This window comes from Streptomyces sp. NPDC044044 (assembly GCF_056434405.1).
The window spans coordinates 127,097-148,644 of the sequence record NZ_JBWKFG010000008.1; the positions used below are offsets into that span (position 1 = coordinate 127,097).

A 21,548-nucleotide genomic window follows, 5' to 3' on the forward strand; every position below is an offset into this window, starting at 1 on the left:
TAGGGGTGTGCGTGTACGGGTGGTGCGAGGTGCTGTGGGGTCAGGGGGCGATCGCCTTCTGCGGCCCGGAGAACTTCTTCACCAGGCGGGGCACCGCGGCAGCCGGATCGAGGTCGTAGGCATAGAAGTCACGCGGGTCGAAGGCCGCGCCGTGCGCGTCGTGGCGCCCCGTCGTGTTCCTCGCGATGGAGCCGCGCTGCACCAACTCGGCCGTCTCGTCGGCCTGGTAGGGGTGCTGGACGTCCTCGTAGAAGCTGTTCTCGATGACCATCTTGGTTTTGCCGCGCGCCCAGTTGCCGTAGGTCCACACCGGGTCGCCGTCGGCGACCTGCGCGGACACGTAGTTGTTGTAGAGGTGCGCGTAGGCGCAGTTGTCCGCGGACGGATTGCGCTGCTTGGTGCCGCTGAACCAGTTGTGGTCGATGGTCACCTGCGTCTTGACCTGGTCGGTCCAGCCGATGCCGAAGGCCTTGTTGTGGTTCTCGAAGCGGTTGTACGAGACGGTGACGTACTCGCTGTCCTTGCGCAGGTCGATGAGGCCGTCGCCCATGCGCGTCAGCCGGTTGTGGTCGATCCAGACGTGGTCGACGGAGTCCATCTGGATCGCGTCGAAGTCCTGCGTCTTGCCGTCCCAGTCGCCCTCGACGTACGCGTCGCGGATGGTGAGATTGCGGATGATGACGTTGCTCGTGCCGGGGTTCAGGTGCAGCTCGCCGTGGAAGATCTCGCCGGATCCGCCGACGCCGACGATCGTCTTGTCCGATGCCACCACGATGTCCGAGCCGAACGGCTCGACGGCCACCGTGCCCTTGACGCGGATGACGTAGGGCTCGGCGGCGCCCGCGTACTTGGCGAGCGAGGCCTGGTCGGTGACGGTGACGACCTTGCCGCCCGCGCCCCCGGTGGTGCCTCCGGCCAGCGAGGCGAAGCCGTGCGCGGTGCCCGAGAGGCGGTCGTGGGACGGGGCCGCCGAGGCCGGCGCCGGGTCGTGCACGGTCGTCAGGCCGAGTACGACGGCCAGCGCGGCCGCCGCCGCGAGGGCGCGGGCCCTCAGGCGTCCTGTGCTGTGCAGGTGCTGCTCCATTGCGGCTCCCAACAGGCGTACGGGAAGGGTCAGTCGGTGGTGGTGACGCGGAAGTGCGTGAACAGAGCCGTCCCGGCCCCGTTCCGTCCCGCCGGGGCCGTGGCGAACAGGCCGAGCAGCGCGCCCACCCACCGCCACGGCGTCGCGGCGAAGACCTGGCCCGAGGGGCGGAATCCGTCACCGGTGTCGGCCAGGAAGCGGCAGCGGGCGCCGTCCGCGATGTCGATCCGCAGCCGAGCGGTGCCGTCCGGGGCCGGGCGCGGATGCTCGGCGTCGCGCTCCCGCTCGGCGACGGACTCGGCGAACCGGTGGACGAGCCGGACCGTCCCCGCGCCGTCACGTTCCAGGCCGATCCAGCTGAAGGCGTCGCCGAGCACGGCGAGCCCGGCCCTGGCGTCGGCCGCCGTGCCGTCGAGCCGCAGACCGACCTCGACGGTGCACGGCGCGAGCGGAAGCCGCTGGGTCAGGACGTGCGGCAGGCGGCGTAGGTCGTGGGCTTCCGCGGACCGCACACAGGCGAGGCGAAGGCCGTCCGCCGCGTGTGAAGTCGCCCAGCCCTCGACGGGGTTGGCGGACCACTGCCACTGGCGGCCGTGCCGTCCGCCGGGGAAGTCGTCGTCGGTGGTGGGCGCGGAGAGGGGCTGCGGAGGCAGCTCGGGCTTCTTGTGCACGTCGACGGGGGCGCCGCCGTCCCCGATCACCGGCCAGCCGTCCGTCCCCCAGCGCAGCGGCTGGAGGTGGACGACACGGCCGTAGGCGCCGCGCTGCTGGAAGTGCAGGAACCAGTCGTCTCCGGAGGGGGTGCGCACCCAGCCGCCCTGGTGGGGGCCGTTGACGCTGGTGTCGCCCTGCTCCAGGACGACCCGCTCCTCGTAGGGGCCGTGGAAGGTCCGTGAACGGAAGGCGCCCTGCCAGCCGCTCTCCACCCCGCCGGCGGGAGCGAGGATCCAGAACCACCCGTCGTGACGGTAGAGCTTGGGCCCCTCCAGCGTGAACCACCCGGGGATCCGGTCGGCGTCGACCAACACCTGTCCCTCGTCGAGGAGTTCACGCCCGTCGAGGCTCATGCGGTGGCCGGTGAGCCGGTTCTTGACGCCGGAGCGCGACTTGGCCCAGGCGTGCACGAGATACGCCTCGCCGCGCTCCTCGTCCCACAGCGGGCAGGCGTCGATGAGGCCCTTGCCCTCCTTGACGAGGTGCGGGGCGCTCCAAGGGCCGCGGATGTCAAGGGAGTTGACCTGGAACACGCCGTGGTCGGGGTCGCCCCAGAAGATCCAGAAGCGCCCCTCGTGATGCCGGATCGACGGCGCCCACACCCCGCAGTCGTGCCGCGGCGAGGCGAACGACTCCGCGGGTTCAAGGCGCTCCAGGGCGTGCCCGATCAGGGTCCAGTTCACCAGGTCGCGGGAGTGCAGCAGCGGAAGGCCCGGGGCGCGCCCGAAGCTGGACGCGGTGAGGTAGAAGTCGTCGCCGACCCGGACGACGTCGGGGTCGGACCAGTCGGCGGCGAGGACGGGATTGCGATAGGTCCCGTCACCGAGGTCGCCCAGCTCGTACGGGCCCGCCGCCCGGCGCGCGTTCACGCGGTCACCGCCTTGCGGACGAGCCCGGCGGCCTCGGCCCGGCTCGGGCGGCCGTCGGCGACGACGGTGATGACGCGGCGTACGACGGTCTCGCCGGGCCCGATCGGCAGGCGCCGCGCGTGCGCGAGCGAGGAGCCCACACCCGGATACTCCGCGGTCCGCACGAACCACGGATCGAGCCGCGTCTCGGGCGTCGCCCCGGCGAAGACGAGGGTCCAGCCCTGACCCGCGAGGGCCAGCCAGTCGGCAGCGGCGCCATGCACGGCGGCCTCGCCGTCGGCGTCCGCGGTGAACACCTCGGGGGCCTGCCGTTCCTTGGGCGCGCGCCAGAAGAAGCCTCCGTAGGCGGCGCCGGGGCGGCCGTTGGTGGCGGGGCTGCCGAGGGAGATCTCCGCGGCGGCCGGGTTGGTGAGGGAGAACGTGAAGTCGAGGGCCCAGGCCGACGTGGTGAGGGGGGTGACGGCGACGGTGCGCCGCTCGCGCAGCAGCTCGCACTCCCCGTCGAGCCAGCCGATCTCCTCGACGAACCCGTCGGGGTCGCGCAGCTTGAACTCCAGGTGGCGCTGTTCGCCGTGGTTGTCGAGCTCGGTCGGCCCCTGGTCGCGTACGTAGGTGCGCCCGCCCCAGAAGTTGCGGCCCGCCGCGTCGGGCACGGCGACGCCCACGCCGAGGTGGTGCGGGTGGTCGGCGGGGCCGTACTCGGTGACGGGGAGGCCGCCGAAGGTGCGGACGGGGTGGAGGTAGGGGCGGGGCGCGAGCCGTGGGGCGGCCGAGGGGTGGATGACGTAGCGGCCGACGGGGCGGCCCGAGCAGCGCAGCATGAGCGCGGCGTCGGTCGCGGTTCTGTTCATGGCGTTCTCACCTCGGTGGGGTCTCGGCGATGGGACGGGACGTGGGCACGGGGCCGGGCAGCGCCCAGAACGTGCCGAGCTCCGCGTAGCCGCACAGCGTGTCGGCGCTCGCCGCGACGAGCCCGTCGACGCCGTGCACGATGCGGCGCCGCACGCCCTCGTGCTCGCCGGGCACGGACCGCCAGGCCTCGACGGGCAGGGGCAGCGGATCGGGCGCACGGCGTATCGACTCGACGACCTTCATGAAGGCGCCCGTCGACGCCGGTGGCACCAGCAGCTCGGCGCGGCCCGCGAGATGGTCGACGAGGTTCTCAAGGAGGTCCGTCCGCCCGTGAAGGACCTCCTCGGGGCCGTGCCCGGCGCGCTGCACGAGCACCCGATCCTGCTTGTACCAGAACGTGATGCGGCCCTGAGTGCCGTGCACGATGACGTACGGCTCGTCGGGACGCTCGGCGCAGAGGGTCGCGGCGACGCCGATGCGGCCGCCGCGCGCGGTGGTGATCCCCACGAACGAGGTGTCGTCGGACTCGATGGCGTTGGCGCGGAACAGCTCCGTGTCCACTCGCGTCACGTCCTCGGCCCGTGGGGAGCCGTCGACCGCGAGGGCGGTGGCGACGGCGTGGGCGAGGGGGTTGGTCAGGACCCCGTCCACGACGTCCACGCCGTCCAGGCGCCGCCGCCCCGCCCAGGGCGCGCGCCGGTAGTACGCCTCGTCACGCGCCCAGGCCCCTGCCCCACCGACGCCCAACGGTTCACCGATCGCCCCGGCGGCCACCAGGGCGCGGACGGCGGGCACGGCGTGCGAGCCGAGCGACTGGAATCCGATCTGGCAGGCCACCCCCGCGGCGTCCACCGCGTCGGAGATCCGCCGGAAGTCGGCGTACGAAGGGGCGGGTGGCTTCTCCAGGAGCAGGTGAACGCCCCGTGCGGCGGCGGCGACGGCCAGGTCCGCGTGGGTGGGGATGGGCGTGCACACGACGGCGAGGGCGGCTCCTGTGGTGTCGAGCAGAGTGGCGAAGTCCGCGGACTGCGCGGGCTCACCGAGGCCGTCGAGCTCGGCGCCGGACAGCGGATCGAGCTCACAGATCCCCACGAGCCGTACGCGGCCCGCCTGCTGGAGGCGCCGGATGTTCTCCAGGTGCCATCTGCCGTGTCCGCGCGCACCGGCGAGGACCAGCGGCAGCGGGGTGCGGGGCGCCGAAGGGCCGGTCATCCCTTCACCGCCCCGGCGCTGAACCCGGTGACCAGCCACTTCTGGATGAAGGCGAAGACGATCACGACGGGCAGGGCGGCGATGACGCCTCCCGCCGCGAGCGCGCCGAGGTCGACGCTGTCGGCGCCCATCAGGGTGGCGAGGCCGACCGGGATCGTCTGCTTGTCCTGGTTGGAGAGGAACATCAGGGCGAACAGGAAGTGGTTCCAGCTGTGCACGAAGGCGAAGGAGCCGACCGCGATCAGGCCGGGCCGCAGCAGGGGCAGGACGACGGCGCAGAAGGCGCGGAAGCGTCCGCAGCCGTCCACCCAGGCGGCCTCCTCCAGGGAGTACGGCACGTTCTTGATGAACCCGCTGATCAGGATCATCGAGAGCGGCAGCTGGAAGACGGCCTCGGCGATGATGACACTGCCGAGTGAGTTGATCATCTGGAGGTTGGCGAAAATCTGGAAGAGCGGCACCAGCATCAGCGCGCCGGGGATGAACTGCGAGCACAGCAGCGCCAGCATGAAGCCGCGCTTGATCTTGAAGTCGAAGCGTGCGAGGGCATAGCCGCCGGCGAGCGCGACGAGCGTCGTCATCAGCATCGACAGGACGCCGACGATGAGGCTGTTCTGGAAGAAGAGCGCGAAGCTGCGCTCGGTCCACACCTTGTCGAAGTGCTCGAACGTGATGGGCCAGGGGAGCAGCGAGGTCGAGCCCGCCGGGCGGATCGCGAAGAGCAGCATCCAGTAGAACGGGATGAGCGTGAAGAGGAGGTAGAGGCCGAGCGGGAGGTAGATCTGCCAGCGGGGGGCCTCGTCCCACGCGCGCCGCCCGGGGGTGCGCGGGCCGCCGTCGTGCGGCCTGGTGGGTGCGGTGGTGGCCGCCATGGGGGCTTCCCTGTCGAGGTGCTGAGTGGTGGTCACTTGTCCTGACCTCCGAACTTGCTCAGCCGCAGATAGACCATCGAGCAGAACAGGAGGATCACGAACGCGATGGACGTCAGCGCGGAGGCGTAGCCGAAGTCGTGCGAGTCGACGGCGATGGACGCGATGCGCAGCGGCAGGGTCGTCGTCTCGCCCGCGGGTCCGCCGCCGGTGAGGGTGTAGAGCAGGTCGACGTTGTTGAACTCCCAGACCGCGCGAAGCAGCGTGGAGAGGATGATCGCGTCCTTCAGGTGCGGCAGCGTGATGTGGAAGAACTGCCGGAAGCGGCTCGCGCCGTCCACCTCCGCGGCCTCGTACAGATCCTTCGAGACGGACTGCAGGTCGGCGAGGATGAGGATCGCGAAGAAGGGGACACCGCGCCAGAGTTCGGCGACGACGACGGCTGGGAAGACGGTGCTGGTGTCCGAGAGCCAGGACGTGCCGTACGAGCCGATGCCCATGTCCGCGAGGTAACGGGTGATGCCCGTCTGCGAGTTGAAGATCAGCAGCCAGATCGTCGAGGTGAGCACGCCGGAGACGGCCCACGGCGAGAAGACCAGGGCGCGCGCCATCGCGCGGCCGATGAAGGTCTGGTTGACGATCAGCGCGAGCCCCAGGCCGAGGAGCAGCTGCAGGACGACCTCGACGGCCACCCACTGCAGGCTGAAGCCGAGCGTCTGCCAGAACTGCGGGTCCTCGGTGAACGCGGTGACGAAGTTGTCGAGGCCCGCGAAACCGTCACGCCAGGGCTTCGTGGGGTTGTAGTGGCGCAGGCTGTAGTAGAAGACGCTGATGACCGGGTAGGCGATGAAGCCCAGCATCAGGAGTCCGGCCGGCGCGATCAGCAGATACGGGAGGCGGCGCGGGGTCGCTCCCGTTCGGCGCCGGTGCGCACCCGGCGTGCGGCGCCGGGGCGGTGGCTGCGGTGGCGCTTTCGCCACAGCTGAGGCCATGTCTGCTTCTCCGTTCTCATGGGCGGCACACAGTCGGCGAGATGAAGCGCTTCGCAGACGTCGTTCGAGATCTCGTACAAAAAGAGTGGTGCGGAGGGCTCAGCCCGCGTACGGGTCGGGGACCTCGCCCTCGCGGGCCAGGAACGCGAAGTCGCAGCCGGTGTCGGCCTGGGTGATCTGCTCGCTGTAGAGCGCGCCGTAGCCGCGTCCGTAGCGCGCGGGCGGCGGCGTCCACGCATCGCGCCGTCGCGCCAACTCCTCGTCGGACACGTCGAGATGGAGCGAGCGTGCCTCGACGTCCAGGGTGATCAGGTCCCCCGTACGGACGAGGGCGAGCGGCCCGCCCACGTGCGACTCGGGGGCGATGTGCAGCACACATGTGCCGTACGACGTGCCGCTCATCCGCGCGTCGGAGATCCGCACCATGTCGCGCACCCCCTGCTTGAGCAGGTGATCGGGGATCGGGAGCATGCCGTACTCGGGCATGCCGGGCCCGCCCTGAGGGCCCGATCCGCGCAGCACCAGGACGTGGTCGGCGGTGATGCCGAGCGCGGGGTCGTTGATGGTGCGCTGCATCTGCTGGTAGTCGTCGAAGACGACCGCGGGGCCGGTGTGCCGAAGGAGGTGCGGTTCGGCGGCGATGTGCTTGATGACGGCGCCGTCCGGGCAGAGGTTGCCGCGGAGCACCGCCACTCCGCCCTCGTCGGCGAGAGGCTTGTCGCGGGGACGGATGACATCGGGATGGTGCACGGAGGCGCCGGCGAGCTGCTCGCGCAGGGTGTCGTGGGCCACGGTGGGCCGGTCCAGATGGAGCACGTCGGTCAACTGGGCCAAAAACGCCGGGAGTCCGCCCGCGAAGTGGAAGTCCTCCATGAGGTACTGCCCGCCGGGACGCAGATTGGCGAGCACCGGCACGGTCCGCGCGATCCGGTCGAAGTCGTCGAGCGTGAGCCGTACGCCGCTGCGGCCCGCCATCGCGATCAGATGGATCACGGCGTTGGTGGAGCCGCCGAGCGCGAGGACGGTGGCGACCGCGTCCGCGTAGGCGTCCTGGGTGAGCAGCCGGGACAACGTCAGGTTCCGGTGGACGAGCTCGACGATCCGCATGCCGGACGCGGCCGCCATCCGGTCGTGCCCGGAGTCCACCGCGGGGATGGAGGAGGCGCCGGGCATCGTCACACCGAGGGCCTCGGCCGCCGCGGTCAGCGTGGAGGCGGTCCCCATGGTCATGCAGTGGCCGGGGGAGCGGGCCAGCCCGTTCTCCAGCTCGGCCAGTTCGCAGTCGCCGATCAGTCCGGCGCGCTTGTCGTCCCAGTACTTCCACATGTCGGTGCCGGAACCGAGCACCTCATTGCGCCAGTGCCCCGGGAGCATGGGCCCGGCCGGCACGAAGACGGTCGGCAGGTCGACGCTCGCGGCGCCCATGAGCAGGGCGGGCGTCGTCTTGTCGCAGCCGCCCATCAGCACGGCGCCGTCCACCGGATAGGACCGCAGCAGCTCCTCGGTCTCCATGGCCAGGAGATTCCGGTAGAGCATCGGGGTCGGCTTCTGGAAGGTCTCCGAGAGCGTGGAGACGGGGAATTCGAGGGGAAAGCCGCCCGCCTGCCACACCCCGCGCTTGACCGCCTGGGCGCGGTCGCGCAGATGGACGTGGCAGGGGTTGATGTCGGACCAGGTGTTGAGGACCGCGATGACGGGCTTGCCCAGATGCTCCTCGGGCAGATACCCGAGCTGCCGGGTGCGTGCGCGGTGGCTGAAGGACCGAAGGCCGTCCGTGCCCCACCACTGGTGGCTGCGCAGTTCGTCGGGCCTCATAGCGACCACGCCTTCACCAGGGCCGCTATCTCCTCGCGCCGCTCGACGGGCAGGACCCGGCTCGGCGGACGCACCTCGCGGCGGCACAGACCGAGCGCGGCGAGGGCCTCCTTGACGACGGTGACGTTGTCGGCGGACTGGTCGGCCGCGCGCAGCTCCTCGAAGCGCCGGATCAGCTCCCAGACGTCCATGGCCGCCGGGTAGTCACCCGCCCGCAGGGCTTCGAGCATGCGCAGCGACACCTCGGGCGCGACATTGACCAGGCCCGAGGTGAAGCCGGTCGCGCCGACGGCCCAGTAGGCGGGCGCGTACAGCTCGGCGAGCCCCGCCACCCACACGAAGCGGTCGAGTCCCGCGTCCCGCGCGAACGCGGCGAAGGCGGCGGCGTCCGGCGTCGCATACTTCGCGCCGATCACGTTCGGGCACAACTCCCCGAGATCCGCGAGGCGTTGCCCCGTCAGACGCGGATTGCGGATGTACGGGACGACGCCGAGCTCGGGCACGGCGTCGGCGACGGCGCGGTGGTAGTCGACCCAGCCGTCCTGGGACACGTACGGATGCACCGGCTGATGCACCATCACCATGTGCGCACCGGCGTCCCGCGCGTGCCGGGCGGCGGCGACCGCCGTCGGCAGGTCATGGCCGACGCCGACGAGCACGGTGGCCTCGCCGCCCGCCTCCTCCATGGTCAGCTCGGTGACCAGGCGCCGCTCCTCGGGGTCCAGGGCGTAGAACTCGCCGGTGTTGCCGTTCGGGGTGAGCGTGTGCACGCCGCCGTCGACGAGTCGTCGCACCAGGGCGCGGTAGGTGTCCCGGTCCACGGAGCCGTCGTCGGCGAACGGCGTCACCGGGATGGCCACGACGTCGGAGAGCGCGGAACGCAGCGCACCCTGGCGGGAGTTGAGGCTCGGGCCGGTCATGAAAGCTCCCCCTCCGGGAACGCGCGCCGCACGAACGAGGCGATGTGGTCGTGGAGTCCGCCGGCCGCCGCGTCGGCCTCACCGGCGAGCGCGAGCCGCAGGATCTCCCGGTGCTCGGCCGCCTCCCGCTCCCAGGAGGGCTGGGTGGCCCAGGCGACGGCGGAGACCAGGGCCGCCTGGTCGCGCACCTCGTCGAGCATGCGGGACAGCAGTGGATTGCCGCACGGGAGATAGAGCGCGCGGTGGAACTCCCGGTTGGCCAGCGAGCGTTCGGCGGCGTCCGCCGCGGTGTCCGCCCGCTCCAGGGCGTCGCGGGCATCCTCCAGGAGGGCGCCGGAGCGGACGGTGCGGCGCAGCGCCTCCGGTTCGAGCAGCAGGCGGACGTCGTAGACCTCCTGCGCCATGGCCGCGTCCACCGTGCGCACGGTGGCGCCCTTGTACTGGCTCATGACGACGAGCCCGGTCCCTGCCAGTGTCTTCAACGCCTCCCGTACGGGCGTCTTGGAGACCGCGAACTGGGCGGCGAGCTCGGTCTCGACGAGGGGCTGGCCGGGCGCCAGCTGCCCGGTGAGGATGAGGTGCTTGACCGCCTCGAGCACGTACTGCGTGCGCGAGGGGATGGGGTGGGGCGCAAAGTTCATCGATGCTCTCAGTCGTCGTGCAGCCGTGGTGCCGTCATCGCGTATCGCGTCTCATATATGACGTACGAAGTACGACGCGATGAAGCTAGGGCGCCCGAAGGCCCGCGTCAATGTTTCGCGCAGGAAAACCCGTTCGGTGCGACGGAGTTGGACCGCCGGGACTCGAAGCGCTTCGACAAGTTCCTGCCCGAACCGTTGACGTACTCATCCCGGCTCCCTACCTTGTCCCGGCAAGCGCTTTCCTAAAACGATTCAATCGCGTACGTGACGTACTTGACGTACTGACGGAGGACGAACTGTGCCGACGAATGGGGAAGTTGACAGGCGCGGCCTGTTGAAGCTGGCCGGCGGCTCGTTGGCGGCCCTGGGACTGACCGCCGCGGGCTGCGGCGGCGGGAGCGGGTCGGGGGACGGGACCGTCACCATCCGGTACGCGTGGTGGGGCTCCGACGACCGCGCCAAGCGGATCAACCGGACCATCGAGCTCTTCGAGAAGAAGTACCCGAAGATCAAGGTGAAGACGGACTTCCAGCCCTACCTCGACTTCTGGAAGAAGTTCAACACGCAGGCCTCCGGGGGCAATCCGCCGGACGTCTTCCAGAACGCGATCGGCTTCCTGCGCAAGTACGACCAGCGGGGCGTGCTGCTCGACCTGCACGCACAGGCCAAGGCGGGGAACCTGCGCCTGGAGGGCTTCCGCGCGGGCCTGGAGAAGTTCGGCGAGGTCGACGGCAAGCTGCTCGGCGTTCCGGTCGGCAGCAACTCCATGGCCCTGGTGATCGACAAGCCGGTCTTCGAGAAGGCCGGGGTCACCCCCAAGATGGGCTGGACCTGGGACGACTACCACTCCGCGATGGAGAAGATCCACCAGCAGGGCAGGTCGGGCGACAGCGGCCTCTACGGCGTCATGTACCTCTATGACCCCTACCTTCGCCAGCGGGGCAAGGCCTTCTTCACCAAGGACGGCCTCGGCTTCGACGAGGCGGACCTCAAAGAGTGGTGGACCAAGGGGTACGCCGGCGTGAAGTCGGGGATCTACGCCGACCCGAAGAAGGTCGCCCAGATCAAGCCCAAGTCGGCCGTGGCCGCCGAGATCGCGGCATCCGAGTTCACCTGGGACAACTTCACCGTCCGCTACACCGCCGAGGGCAAGAGCCAGTACGGCCTCGCGCCGCTCCCGACCACCGACGGCAAGAAGACGGGGCAGTACCTCGGCTCGCTGATGCTCAGCGGCTCCAAGCGCACCCAGCACCCCAAGGAGGTCGCGCAGTTCATCGACTTCATGGTGCACGACCCCGAGGTCGCCAAGATCATGGGATACGACCGAGGTGTGCCCACCACGACCGCGCAGTACGAGGCGTACAAGCCGGCCGAGGAGAAGGACAAGGTGATCGCCGCGGTCAACAAGGAGATCGCCGCGTACGAGGAGCAGCTGGTCGACTCCGGTGTCCTTGAACCCATCACGCCGCACCCCGCGGGCGCCGACGTCTGCGAGGCGGCGTTCCTCCGGATCGCCGAGGAACTGGCCCTGGGGGAGCGGTCGGTGGACGAAGCGGTGAAGCAGTTCTTCACCGAGTGCAAGACCGCGCTCGGTTCCTGATGGGCGGCACGATGGCGTCCCTGCGGACCCCCGTGGCCCCGGCCACCCCCGAGAAGCCGAAGCCGTCGCGCGGTACCCGCCTCCCCGAGGCCGCGCGGCGGCGACGGCGGGGCGAGAACATCGCCGGGTTCCTCTTCATGTCGCCCTGGCTCGCGGGCTTCCTGGTCCTGACCGCAGGGCCCATGGTCGCCTCGCTCTACTTCGCGTTCACCGACTACAACCTGTTCGACGCCCCCCGGTGGATCGGCCTCGACAACTTCACCGAGATGTTCGGCGACCCGCGCTGGCGCAAGTCGGTGGAGGTCACGCTCTGGTACGTCGTGGTCGGCACCCCGCTCAAGCTGGCCGCGGCGCTCGGCGTGGCGCTCCTTCTCCACCAGAAGCGGCGCGGACAGGCCTTCTACCGGGCCGCGTTCTACGCGCCGTCCCTGATCGGCGCCAGCGTCTCGATCGCCGTCGTCTGGAAGGCGATCTTCTCCGACGACGCCATCGTCGACCGTACGCAGCGGGCGATCTTCGGCATGGACGTGGGCGGCTGGACCGGCGACCCGCAGTGGATCATCTACAGCCTGATCGCGCTCACCGTCTGGCAGTTCGGCGCTCCGATGGTCATCTTCCTGGCCGGTCTGAAGCAGGTGCCGCGCGAGCTGTACGAGGCGGCGGAGGTCGACGGGGCGGGCGCCTGGCGGCGGTTCTGGAACATCACGCTGCCGATGATCTCCCCGGTCCTCTTCTTCAACGTCCTCCTGGAGACCATCCACTCCTTCCAGATCTTCGCGTCCGCGTACATCGTCGGCGGTGGCGCGGGCGGCAACGCCTGCGGTCCGGCGGACGGTTCGCTCGTCTACACCTGCTACCTCTACGTCCAGGGCTTCGAGAACAGCCGGATGGGCCTCGCATCGGCCATGGCCTGGATGCTGCTGCTCGCGGTGGCCCTGGTGACGGCGGTCCTGTTCTGGTCCCAGAAGCGCTGGGTGCACTACGAGGAGGGCTCCCGATGACCGCACCGAGCACCGCACCGAGCGCACGGTCCGGCCGCCGCCGTCGAGGCGCCGGCTCCCTTGCCTGGCACGCCGGCTCCCTGGCGGTTCTGGCCGTGGTCCTCTATCCGGTGATCTGGGCGATCGGCGGCTCGTTCAAGGCGAACGACGAGATCGTCGGAAGCCTCGATCTGTTCCCCACCGATCCCATCGTCGCCAACTACGCCGGACTCGCCGACGGCATCGCCGACATCTCCATCTCCACCTTCTTCTCCAACTCCCTCTTCCTGGCCCTCGGTTCGGTCGTGGGAGTGCTCTTCTCCTGCTCCCTGGCGGGCTACGCCTTCGCACGGATCAAGTTCGCCGGGCGCAACGTGCTCTTCGCGCTGATGATCGGCACCCTGCTGCTGCCGTATCACGTGCTCCTGATCCCGCAGTATGTGCTGTTCCAGAAGATGGGCCTGATCAACACCTATACGCCGCTGCTGCTCGGCAAGTATCTGGCGGTGGACGCCTTCTTCGTCTTCCTGATGGTGCAGTTCATGCGGAACCTGCCCAAGGAGCTGGACGAGGCGGCGCGGCTCGACGGCTGCGGGCATCTGCGCATCTACTGGTCGATCGTCCTTCCGCTGTGCAGGCCGGCGCTGATCACCAGCGCGATCTTCACCTTCATCAACTCCTGGAACGACTTCATGGGTCCGCTGATCTATCTCAACGACCCATCGAAGTACACCGTCTCGCTCGGCCTGAAGATGTTCGTCGACCAGGAGGGCCTGGCCAACTACGGCGGCATGATCGCCATGTCCCTCGTCGCGCTGCTGCCGGTCCTCGCGTTCTTCCTGGCCTTCCAGCGGTACCTGATCGACGGTATGGCCACATCGGGTCTGAAGGGCTGAGCGCCGATGAAGGCCAGGACGATGGACCGCTTCGGCACCTTCGCCGAATGTCTGCTGACCGGCGTGTGGATCGCGCTCGCCGCCCTGCCCCTGGTCACGCTGCCCGCCGCCTTCGCCGCGGGGGCCCGTCACCTGAACCGGCATCTGGCCCACGAGACCTCGGGGTGGCGGGAGTTCACCGCCGATCTGCGCGCGGCGGTGCGGCGCGGCTGGCTGGTGGGCCTCGCGGGCTGGGCGGCGCTCGCCCTGCTCCTGGCGGACATCGCGTTCGTACGGGCGGGTCTGCCCGGCGGCGCGTTCGTCGGCGCGGTCGGGGTCGTGGCCCTGTTCGTCCTGGTCGTCACCGGCCTGCGGGCGGCCGCGAACTGGGGCCCCGGTGCGTCGTGGCGCGCGCTCCTGACCCAAGCGGTGCGCCGCACGCTGCGCGACCCCGCCGGATCGCTGGTGATCCTGTGCGGCTTCTCCGTGGTCGTGGCGTCCGCGTGGTTCGCCCTGCCGCTCGCGGCTCCCGCGCTGGGAATGGTCGCGGCGGCGGCGCTGGCCGTCGAACGGCGCGGCGCGGAGGCCTGACACCCCGCGCTCCAGGACCGGCCCGCATCGAGCCAGCCGCGTATCAGTGACTGTCATGCACACGTAAAGCGACACGTAAAAAGACACGTAAAGAGAGAGGATCACCATGTCTCCGATCCCCCGCAGGTCCCTGCTCAAGGCCGCCGCCGTGGCCGGTGCCGCCGCGCAGTTCAGCTGGGCGCTGGGCCGCGGCGACGCCGAAGCGGCTCCCCGCACGGCGGCCGCCGACGGCCCCGTCGCCGTCGGCTGGCTGGAGAAGGGCGGGCTCGGTGCCGCGCCCGGCTCCACCTTCGGCGTCCCATGGCCCAGGGGCGCCCACCCCGCCGGGCAGAGGTTCGCCCTCGCCGCCGCCGACGGCAAGGACATCCCCGTACAGACCTGGACCACCGCCCACTGGCCGGACGGCTCGGTGAAGTGGACGGCGCACGCGGTGGGCCCGGCGGCGGCAGGCGCCGAGAAGCTCACCCTGAAGGCCGGGGCGCCCGCCGCACCGGACAAGAAGGTCGAAGTCACCGAGACCCGCCGTGCCATCACCGTCGACACCGGCGTCATCAAGACCGTCATCGCCAAGGACGGCGAGCGGCTCGTCGAGTCCGTCACCCGCGACGGCACGAAGATCGCCACCGACGGACGGCTCGTGCTGCTCCGCCAGGGCGACCTCGACGACGGCGACCGGGGCAACGCCACGTGGGATCGGTTCGACGGCGAGATCAGCGGCGCGAGGACGGAGCAGGACGGGCCGGTGCGCGCCGTCGTCCGCATCGACGGCAAGCACCGCAAGGGCAGCCGCAGTTGGCTGCCCTTCAGCGTACGTCTCTACTTCTACGCGGGCGCCGACTCCTTCCGCATGGTGCACACCATCACGTACGACGGCGACGCGGAGAAGGACTTCATCCGTGGCCTGGGTGTCCGCTTCAGCGTGCCGATGCGCGACGCGGCGTACGACCGGCACATCCGCATCGCGGGCGAGGGCAAGGGATTCCTCACCGAGGCGGTCAAGGGCATCACCGGCCTGCGCCGTGACCCGGGCGCCGCCATCCGCACCGCCCAGGTCAAGGGCGAGAGGCTGCCGGACCCCGCGACCTGGGACCAGCGGGTCACCACCCGCCTGCAGTACATCCCCACCTGGGGCGACTACACCCTCGCCCAGCTCTCCGCCGACGGCTTCACCCTGCGCAAGCGCACCAAGCCGGGGCACACCTGGATCACGGCGGGAGGCGGCGGCCGTGCGTCCGGATTCGGGTACGTCGGCGGGGCCGGCGGCGGATTCTCCTTCGGCCTGCGGGACTTCTGGGAGAAGCACCCCGCCCAGCTGGACATCAGGGGAGCCGCCGGTGACACGGCCGAGGTCACCCTCTGGCTCTGGTCACCCGAGGCCCAGCCGATGGACCTGCGCACGTACCACGACGGCATGGGGCAGGACACCTACCCCGAGCAGCTCGAAGGCCTCAACATCACCTACGAGGACCACGAACCGGGCTTCGGCACCCCGTACGGCATCGCCCGCACCAGCGAGCTGATGTTCTGGGCGAATGCCGCGACCCCCTCCGCGGCGACCCTCGTGGACCAGGCCGCCGCCGTCCGCACCCCGCCCCAGCTGGCCGCCGCACCGGAGCATGTGACGAGGACGGGCGTCTTCGGCGGCCTCTTCTCACCCGTCGACCGCTCCACGCCCGCGAAGGCCACGATCGAGGACCATCTCGACTTCCTCTTCACCTACTACAAGGACCAGGCCGAACAGCGCCGCTGGTACGGCTTCTGGGACTACGGCGACATCATGCACACCTACGACGAGGACCGGCACCAGTGGCGGTACGACGTCGGGGGCTACGCCTGGGACAACTCCGAGCTCTCGCCCGACCTGTGGCTCTGGTACGCCTACCTGCGCTCGGGCCGCGCCGACATCTTCCGCTTCGCCGAGGCCATGACCCGCCACACCGGCGAGGTCGACTCCTACCACCTCGGAGCGTGGGCGGGCCTCGGTACCCGGCACGGCGTGCAGCACTTCGCGGACAGCGCCAAGCAGCAGCGGATCTCCACGGCCGTCTACCGCCGCCCCTACTACTTCCTCACCGCCGACGAGCGGGTCGGCGACCTGATGCACGCCCTGGTCGACTCCGACGAGACGTTCCTCGTCCTCGACCCCCTGCGCAAGATCCGCACCGAGCCGTACGAGCCCGACCGCAACGCCCTGTCCATCGGCTTCGGCACCGACTGGAGCGGTCTGGCGGCGGCCTGGCTCACGGAATGGGAGCGCGGCGGCCCCAAGGCGGCGCAGGCGGAGGCCCGCCTGCGCTCCACCATGGAGACCATCGCGGCCCAGCCGAACGGCTTCGTCCAGGGCAGCGGCCTCTACGACCTCGACACCGGAAAGTTCGCGGTGGCCGCCGAGCCCGCGGTGAACGTCTCCCACCTCTCCGCGATGTTCGGCCTGGTCGAGATGTGCGCCGAGCTGATCGACCTCGTGGACCAGCCGAAGTTCAAGGAGGCGTGGCTGGACTACTGCCGCTACTTCAACGCCACCAAGGCCGAACAGAAGGAGCGCTACGGCAAGGACTTCGGCAGCCTGCTGCTCTTCCAGGGGCACTCCCGCCAGGACGCGTACGCCGCCGCCCAGTCGAAGGACGGCAAGCTCGCGACGCGCGCCTGGCAGAAGTTCCACGACAGCGACGGCTACACGAAGGCGATGAGCTGGGGCAAGACCGGCCTGGAGGGCCCTGCCGTCCTGGAGCCCGGTGACGAGAACCTGCGGATCAACACGAACGAGACCGCGCTCTTCGGCCTCGCCGCCATCCAGAACCTCGCCCTGGTCGGCGACCAGCTCCCCGGCTAACCTCCTGACACCGTCAGGGAGTTGGTCGTGAAGTCGAGCCCTCCGGCCGATCCGCTGATCTCGTAGCCGAACTGCACGTCACCGATGGTCTCGTTGCCCATCCAGCCCTTGGTGTTCTTGATCCACTTGAGGATCGGGAGGACGTCGACGGTCCCGGACGAGGAGTCGGAGGTGCGCAGGAAGGAGAAGACCTCGTTGGCGCCGTTCGTGCCCTTGTAGACCGCCCAGGTGTGGCCGCCCAGGCTGACGGTGCCCTGGGCGGTGCCGAGCGGGCCGACGTTCCCGTTGTAGTTGACCCAGAGCATGATCTCGTAGTCGTAGTCGGTGTCCCAGATGTCGTACGAGGAGTTGTAGTCGCCTGCCGAGGGGACCTTGACGTCGTACGAGCTCTTCAGCGAGGACAGCGAGTCGACGGGCTTGCCGATGACCTTCTTGGAGTTCGGGTAGGACTTGATGCCGCTGGTGTTCGGGTGGTCGGCGTGCACGCTCCACTTGGTGCCGGAGTCCGCCGACACGCACTGGCTGCCCGCGCCCGAGCCCCAGATGTTGTTGTAGAGGGTGTAGCCGTCCAGGGTCGTGTTGCCCCACTGGTCGCAGGAGCTCCAGACGGCGGCCTGCGCGGGGGCGGACCCGAGCCCGAGCGCCGCGCCCGCCACCAGGGCGGGGGCGAGCAGCAGGCGGGTCAGGGTGCGGCGGGGGTGTCGTGTCATGTGGGGTCTCCAGGGTGGGGGGAGGGGTGCCGCGGGTCCGGGCCGGGCCCGCGGTCGTCGTCGGCGTGGCGCAGGACGGCCACACCGTGGCGGCCGAGGGTGATCGCGCCCTCGACCTCCTTGCCGGTCAGCAGATCGAGGTGCCTGCCCGGCACGGGCACGGTCACCTGCTCGCGGCCGTGGTGCAGGAGGAACAGAAGATCGCCGCGGCGTACGGCCTCCACCGCGCGGGGGAGGCCTGCGAGCGGAGGCCGTACGCCTGCTTCGGCGGCCACACGTGCGAGCAGCTCGCGCAGGGCCTCGGGCTCGGGAAGGGTGGACAGATACCAGGCGCGGTCGTGGCGCAGCAGCGCGGGAAGGCCGTCGAGCTCGCCGCCCCGGTAGGTGGCCACCGTCTTCGCACAGTCGTCGGCCTCCAGCTCCTCCGACCAGAGCGTGCCGGTGAACTCCCCGCAGTCCACGCTCTCCCCGGCCTCCAGCGGCCACCACTCGTGCACGGTGCGGATGCCGAACAGCTCCCGCAGGCGGGCATCCATGCCGCCGGGCCGCACCCGGTCGTCGGTGTCGGCCACGCCGGTGAGGAAGCCGCAGACGAGGGTGCCCCCGTCGCGTACGTACGACAGGAGGTTGCCGATCGCGGCGTCGGTGAGGAGGTACAGGTGCGGGACGACGACCAGGCGGTAGGGGCTCAGGTCGTGCTCGGGGTGGGCGAAGCCGACGGGGGTGTTCGCCTCCCACAGCGCGCGGTGCCAGGCGCGAAGGACTTCGGCGTGGTCGACCAGGGCGGAGGGGCGGCCCTCCTGCTGGCTCGCCCACCAGGAGTTCCAGTCGTGCAGGACGGCCACATCGGCGGTGACGCGCGTGCCCGCCACCGCGGGTCCGACCGCCGCGAGTTCGGCGCCGAGCTCCTTGACCTCCTGGAAGGTGCGGCCGTGCTCGCCCGCGTGGCTGAGCATCCCGGAGTGGAACTTCTCCGCGCCCTGCCGGGACTGGCGCCACTGGAAGTAGCAGACGGCGTCCGCGCCGCGCGCCACCGCCTGCCAGGACCAGAGGCGGTTCAGACCGGGCGGCTTGGGGTGGTTCACGCCGCGCCAGTTGACCGGGCCCGCCGCCTGCTCCATCAGCATCCACGGGCCGCCGCCGGCCTGAGAGCGCGTCATGTCCTGGATCAGCGCGCCCTGTTGGGCGCCGAGCGGGTCCCTCGGGTCGGGGTAGACGTCGACGGAGACGACGTCCTCGTGCGCGGCCCACTCCCACGCGTCCTGCCCCGACCACAACGGCATGAAGTTGGTGGTGACCGGCAGGTGCGGGGTGTGCGCGGTGACGATGTCCCGCTCGGCGCGGAAGCACTCCAGCCAGGAGTCGGACGTGAAGCGCTTGAAGTCGAGGACCTGGGTGGGGTTCTTCAGGTAGTGGGCGCGGCGGGGCGGCAGGATCTCCGCCCAGCTGTCGTAGCTCTGGCCCCAGAAGGCGCTGCCCCAGGCCGAGTTGAGCGCGTCGAGGGAGGCGTACTTCGCCCGGAGCCAGCGGCGGAACGCGATGGCCGCCTCGTCGCCCCAGTCGTAGGTGCAGTATTCGTTGTTGATGTGCCACATCGTGAGCGCGGGGTGGTGCGCGTACCGGGCCGCCAGGTCCTCGGTGATGGCGGCGGCGTACCTGCGGTAGTCGGCGCTGGAGTGCGCGAAGTGCTGACGCGAGCCCCACCACTCCACCTGCCCGTTCTCGTCCCGTGGCAGCGTCTCGGGGTGAAGGCGGCCCAGCCACGGCGGGGGAGCGGAGGTCGGCGTGGCCAGGACGACGCCGATGCCGTGCGCGTGCAGCAGGTCCATCAGCCGGTCAAGCCAGCCGAACTCGCGCTCGCCGGGCCGGGGTTCGAGCCTCGCCCAGGAGAACACACCGAGGGTGACGGAGTTGACCGAGGCCTCGCGCATCAGGCGTACGTCGTCGGGCCAGACCTCCTCGGGCCACTGCTCGGGGTTGTAGTCGCCGCCGAACAGGATCCGGCCGCGGGTGGTGTCGTCGAGGGAAGGCATCGGTGGGATCAGCCTTTCACTGCGCCGGTGAGCATGCCCTGCTTGAAATGCCGTTGCACGAACGGCGAGAGGACGGCGACCGGCAGGAGAGCCAGGACCATCACGGCCATCTGGATGGCGAGCGGCGACAGGTGCCCGGTGTTGATCGCCTGGGCCAGACCCGTCGGCTTCTGCTGCTTGATCACCAGCTGCTGCATGACGTTCTGCAGCGGCATCATGTCCGGATCGCTGAGGTAGATCGACGCGTTGAACCACGCGCTCCAGTAGCCCACCGCGTAGAAGAGGGTGATGACCGCGATCACCGCGCGGGACAGGGGCATGACGATCCGCCACAGGATGAGCAGGTCCCCGGCCCCGTCGATGCGGGCGCTCTCGATCAGCTCGTGCGCCGTGCCCATGAAGAACGCCCGCAGGACGAGGATGTTGAAGACGTTCAGGGCGCTCGGCAGGATCAGTGACAGATAGGTGTCCGTGAGGCCGAGGCCCTGCACCACCAGGTAGGTGGGGATCAGGCCGGCGCCGAAGAACATCGTGGCGACGATCAGCAGGAGGATCGGGCGGTGCAGGACCGACCCCGGGCGCGAGAGGCCGTAGGCGCACAGGACGGACACCACCATGCTGAAGAGCGTGCCGACGACCGTGACGCCCACGCTGACGAGCGTGGCCCGCGACACCTGGCCGCCGCCGAGCAGCTCCTGGTAGTGGACGAAGGTGACGCCACGGGGGATCACCACCAGACCGCCCGTCGCGGTGATCGTCTTCACCGAGGAGAGACTGGTGACGACCACCACCCACACCGGGAAGAGGACCGCGAGGCAGACCAGGGTCAGCGTCACGCCCTTGGTGGCGAGGCCGGCCCGGGTCGGTGGCTCCTCCCACACGGGACGCAGGCCGGTGCGGCTGCCGGGCTTGATGCCGAAGTTCAGCAGTCCCTGACTCATCGCTTGTACACCCCCTGCTCGCCCATGAGGTGGGCGGCCTTGTTGGCCCCGAGCACCATCAGGAGGCCGAAGACGCCCTTGACGATGCCGATGGCGGCGCCGTAGCCGAAGTTGCCGTTGTCCAGGCCGGTGTTCCATACGTAGGTGTCGAGCACCTCGGAGGCCGTGGGGCCCACGGCGGTGCGCTGGAGCAGGATCTGCTCGAAGCCGACGGTGAGCGCGTTGCCGACCTGGAGCACGAGCAGCAGCGCCACCACCGGGCGCAGCGCGGGCAGCTGGATGTGCCACATGCGCCGCCAGCGGTTCGCGCCGTCCATCGCCGATGCCTCGTACAGGTCCGGGCTGACCGCCGCGAGTGCGGCGAGGAAGACGATGACGCCCCAGCCCGCGTCCTTCCAGACCATCTCGAAGGTGACGAGGAACTTGAACAGGCCCGGGTCGGTCATCAGGTCGAAGCCCTCGTGCCCGTGGTCCCGAAGCACCTGCGCGACGAGCCCCGCCCCGCCGAACATCTGCTGGAAGACCGTGATGACCAGGACCCAGGAGAAGAAGTGCGGCAGATAGAGGATCGCCTGGGCGACCGCCCGCACCCGGGGCCGCACGAAGCTGTTGATGAACAGCGCCAGCGCGATCGGCAGCGGGAAGAACAGCGTCAGCTGGATCGCGAAGATCGCGAGGGTGTTCCTGACCGCCTGCCAGAACAGCCGGTCCTCGACCATGTGCCGGAAGTGCTCGACGCCGATCCAGGGGCTCTGCGTCATCGCCTGGAACGCGTTGTCGGCGATGTAGGGGTCGTAGTCCTGGAAGGCGACTACGTTCCCGATCAGCGGTACGTAGTTGAAGACGAGCAGGAGCGCCAGCGCGGGCAGCACCATGAGGAGCAGCGCGCGGTCGCGGCGCAGCCGGTGCCGCAACGGGACGCGGGCGGGCGCCTTTTTCGCGGGGGGCGCGGCTTCGGCGGGCCCGGTGGGCGCCCGCTCGGTGGTGTCGCGCGCGTGAGTCGTGCTCTGGGCCATG

Annotated in this window: 17 protein-coding genes and 1 pseudogene; 5 read left to right on the forward strand and 13 right to left on the reverse strand. The window is 70.2% G+C overall.

The features are described from left to right. Positions 1-49 precede the first annotated feature (49 nt). The 9 genes and pseudogenes from AC07AG_RS28655 to AC07AG_RS28695 form a co-directional block, all read right to left on the reverse strand. Positions 50-1,084, reverse strand: a pseudogene (locus AC07AG_RS28655) (pectate lyase family protein); the annotation flags it as partial. 29 nt (positions 1,085-1,113) lie between these two features. Next, positions 1,114-2,667: a glycoside hydrolase family 43 protein gene (locus AC07AG_RS28660; protein ID WP_478758968.1), complete on the reverse strand. Its 1,554-nt coding sequence runs from the start codon at positions 2,665-2,667 to the stop codon at positions 1,114-1,116. Then, complete coding sequence (locus AC07AG_RS28665; protein ID WP_478758969.1) at positions 2,664-3,518, reverse strand: DUF6807 domain-containing protein; 855 nt, start codon at positions 3,516-3,518, stop codon at positions 2,664-2,666. Before AC07AG_RS28665 ends, AC07AG_RS28660 begins: the two co-directional genes overlap by 4 nt. Positions 3,519-3,525: 7 nt before the next feature. After that, a complete protein-coding gene (locus tag AC07AG_RS28670) occupies positions 3,526-4,731 on the reverse strand; it encodes a Gfo/Idh/MocA family protein (RefSeq protein WP_478758971.1) in 1,206 nt (401 codons plus the stop codon). Next, the gene (locus tag AC07AG_RS28675; protein ID WP_478759382.1) at positions 4,728-5,603 is read right to left on the reverse strand and encodes a carbohydrate ABC transporter permease; all 876 of its coding nucleotides are present in this window, start codon (positions 5,601-5,603) and stop codon (positions 4,728-4,730) included. The genes AC07AG_RS28670 and AC07AG_RS28675 overlap by 4 nt, the downstream gene beginning before the upstream one ends. 32 nt (positions 5,604-5,635) lie before the next feature. After that, a complete protein-coding gene (locus AC07AG_RS28680; RefSeq protein WP_478758972.1) occupies positions 5,636-6,592 on the reverse strand; it encodes a carbohydrate ABC transporter permease in 957 nt (318 codons plus the stop codon). 99 nt (positions 6,593-6,691) lie between these two features. Beyond that, positions 6,692-8,407 carry an L-arabinonate dehydratase gene (araD, locus tag AC07AG_RS28685; RefSeq protein ID WP_478758973.1) on the reverse strand — a complete coding sequence of 572 codons (1,716 nt, stop codon included), beginning with the start codon at positions 8,405-8,407 and terminating at the stop codon, positions 6,692-6,694. Beyond that, positions 8,404-9,327 (reverse strand): dihydrodipicolinate synthase family protein, encoded by a 924-nt coding sequence (locus AC07AG_RS28690; protein WP_478758975.1) that lies wholly within the window; start codon positions 9,325-9,327, stop codon positions 8,404-8,406. Before AC07AG_RS28690 ends, araD begins: the two co-directional genes overlap by 4 nt. Beyond that, positions 9,324-9,968, reverse strand: a complete 645-nt coding sequence (locus AC07AG_RS28695) for a GntR family transcriptional regulator (protein WP_478758976.1) — start codon at positions 9,966-9,968, stop codon at positions 9,324-9,326. Before AC07AG_RS28695 ends, AC07AG_RS28690 begins: the two co-directional genes overlap by 4 nt. 298 nt (positions 9,969-10,266) lie before the next feature. On the opposite strand from AC07AG_RS28695, the gene AC07AG_RS28700 reads away from it, so the two are divergent. The 5 genes from AC07AG_RS28700 (at position 10,267) to AC07AG_RS28720 (ending at position 16,847) form a co-directional block, all read left to right on the forward strand. Beyond that, positions 10,267-11,568: an ABC transporter substrate-binding protein gene (locus AC07AG_RS28700; RefSeq protein WP_478758977.1), complete on the forward strand. Its 1,302-nt coding sequence runs from the start codon at positions 10,267-10,269 to the stop codon at positions 11,566-11,568. Further along, a complete protein-coding gene (locus tag AC07AG_RS28705; RefSeq protein WP_478759383.1) occupies positions 11,568-12,569 on the forward strand; it encodes a carbohydrate ABC transporter permease in 1,002 nt (333 codons plus the stop codon). The genes AC07AG_RS28700 and AC07AG_RS28705 overlap by 1 nt, the downstream gene beginning before the upstream one ends. Beyond that, positions 12,566-13,444: a carbohydrate ABC transporter permease gene (locus tag AC07AG_RS28710; protein WP_478758979.1), complete on the forward strand. Its 879-nt coding sequence runs from the start codon at positions 12,566-12,568 to the stop codon at positions 13,442-13,444. The genes AC07AG_RS28705 and AC07AG_RS28710 overlap by 4 nt, the downstream gene beginning before the upstream one ends. A 6-nt stretch (positions 13,445-13,450) precedes the next feature. Further along, entirely contained in the window at positions 13,451-14,014 is a 564-nt protein-coding gene (locus tag AC07AG_RS28715; protein WP_478758981.1) for a hypothetical protein, read from the forward strand. A 106-nt stretch (positions 14,015-14,120) separates the two neighbouring features. After that, positions 14,121-16,847 (forward strand): exo-rhamnogalacturonan lyase family protein, encoded by a 2,727-nt coding sequence (locus tag AC07AG_RS28720; RefSeq protein ID WP_478758983.1) that lies wholly within the window; start codon positions 14,121-14,123, stop codon positions 16,845-16,847. Here the strand turns inward: AC07AG_RS28720 and AC07AG_RS28725 are convergent. The 4 genes from AC07AG_RS28725 to AC07AG_RS28740 are packed head-to-tail and all read right to left on the reverse strand — an operon-like array spanning position 16,844 to position 21,547. After that, positions 16,844-17,557 carry a glycoside hydrolase family 12 protein gene (locus AC07AG_RS28725; protein ID WP_478758984.1) on the reverse strand — a complete coding sequence of 238 codons (714 nt, stop codon included), beginning with the start codon at positions 17,555-17,557 and terminating at the stop codon, positions 16,844-16,846. The genes AC07AG_RS28720 and AC07AG_RS28725 overlap by 4 nt on opposite strands. Continuing rightward, on the reverse strand, positions 17,554-19,590 hold the full coding sequence (locus AC07AG_RS28730; protein WP_478758986.1) for a beta-galactosidase: 2,037 nt from the start codon (positions 19,588-19,590) through the stop codon (positions 17,554-17,556). Before AC07AG_RS28730 ends, AC07AG_RS28725 begins: the two co-directional genes overlap by 4 nt. 8 nt (positions 19,591-19,598) lie before the next feature. Next, positions 19,599-20,531 carry a carbohydrate ABC transporter permease gene (locus tag AC07AG_RS28735; protein ID WP_478758988.1) on the reverse strand — a complete coding sequence of 311 codons (933 nt, stop codon included), beginning with the start codon at positions 20,529-20,531 and terminating at the stop codon, positions 19,599-19,601. Further along, a complete protein-coding gene (locus tag AC07AG_RS28740; RefSeq protein ID WP_478758989.1) occupies positions 20,528-21,547 on the reverse strand; it encodes an ABC transporter permease in 1,020 nt (339 codons plus the stop codon). Before AC07AG_RS28740 ends, AC07AG_RS28735 begins: the two co-directional genes overlap by 4 nt. Position 21,548: the final 1 nt, after the last annotated feature.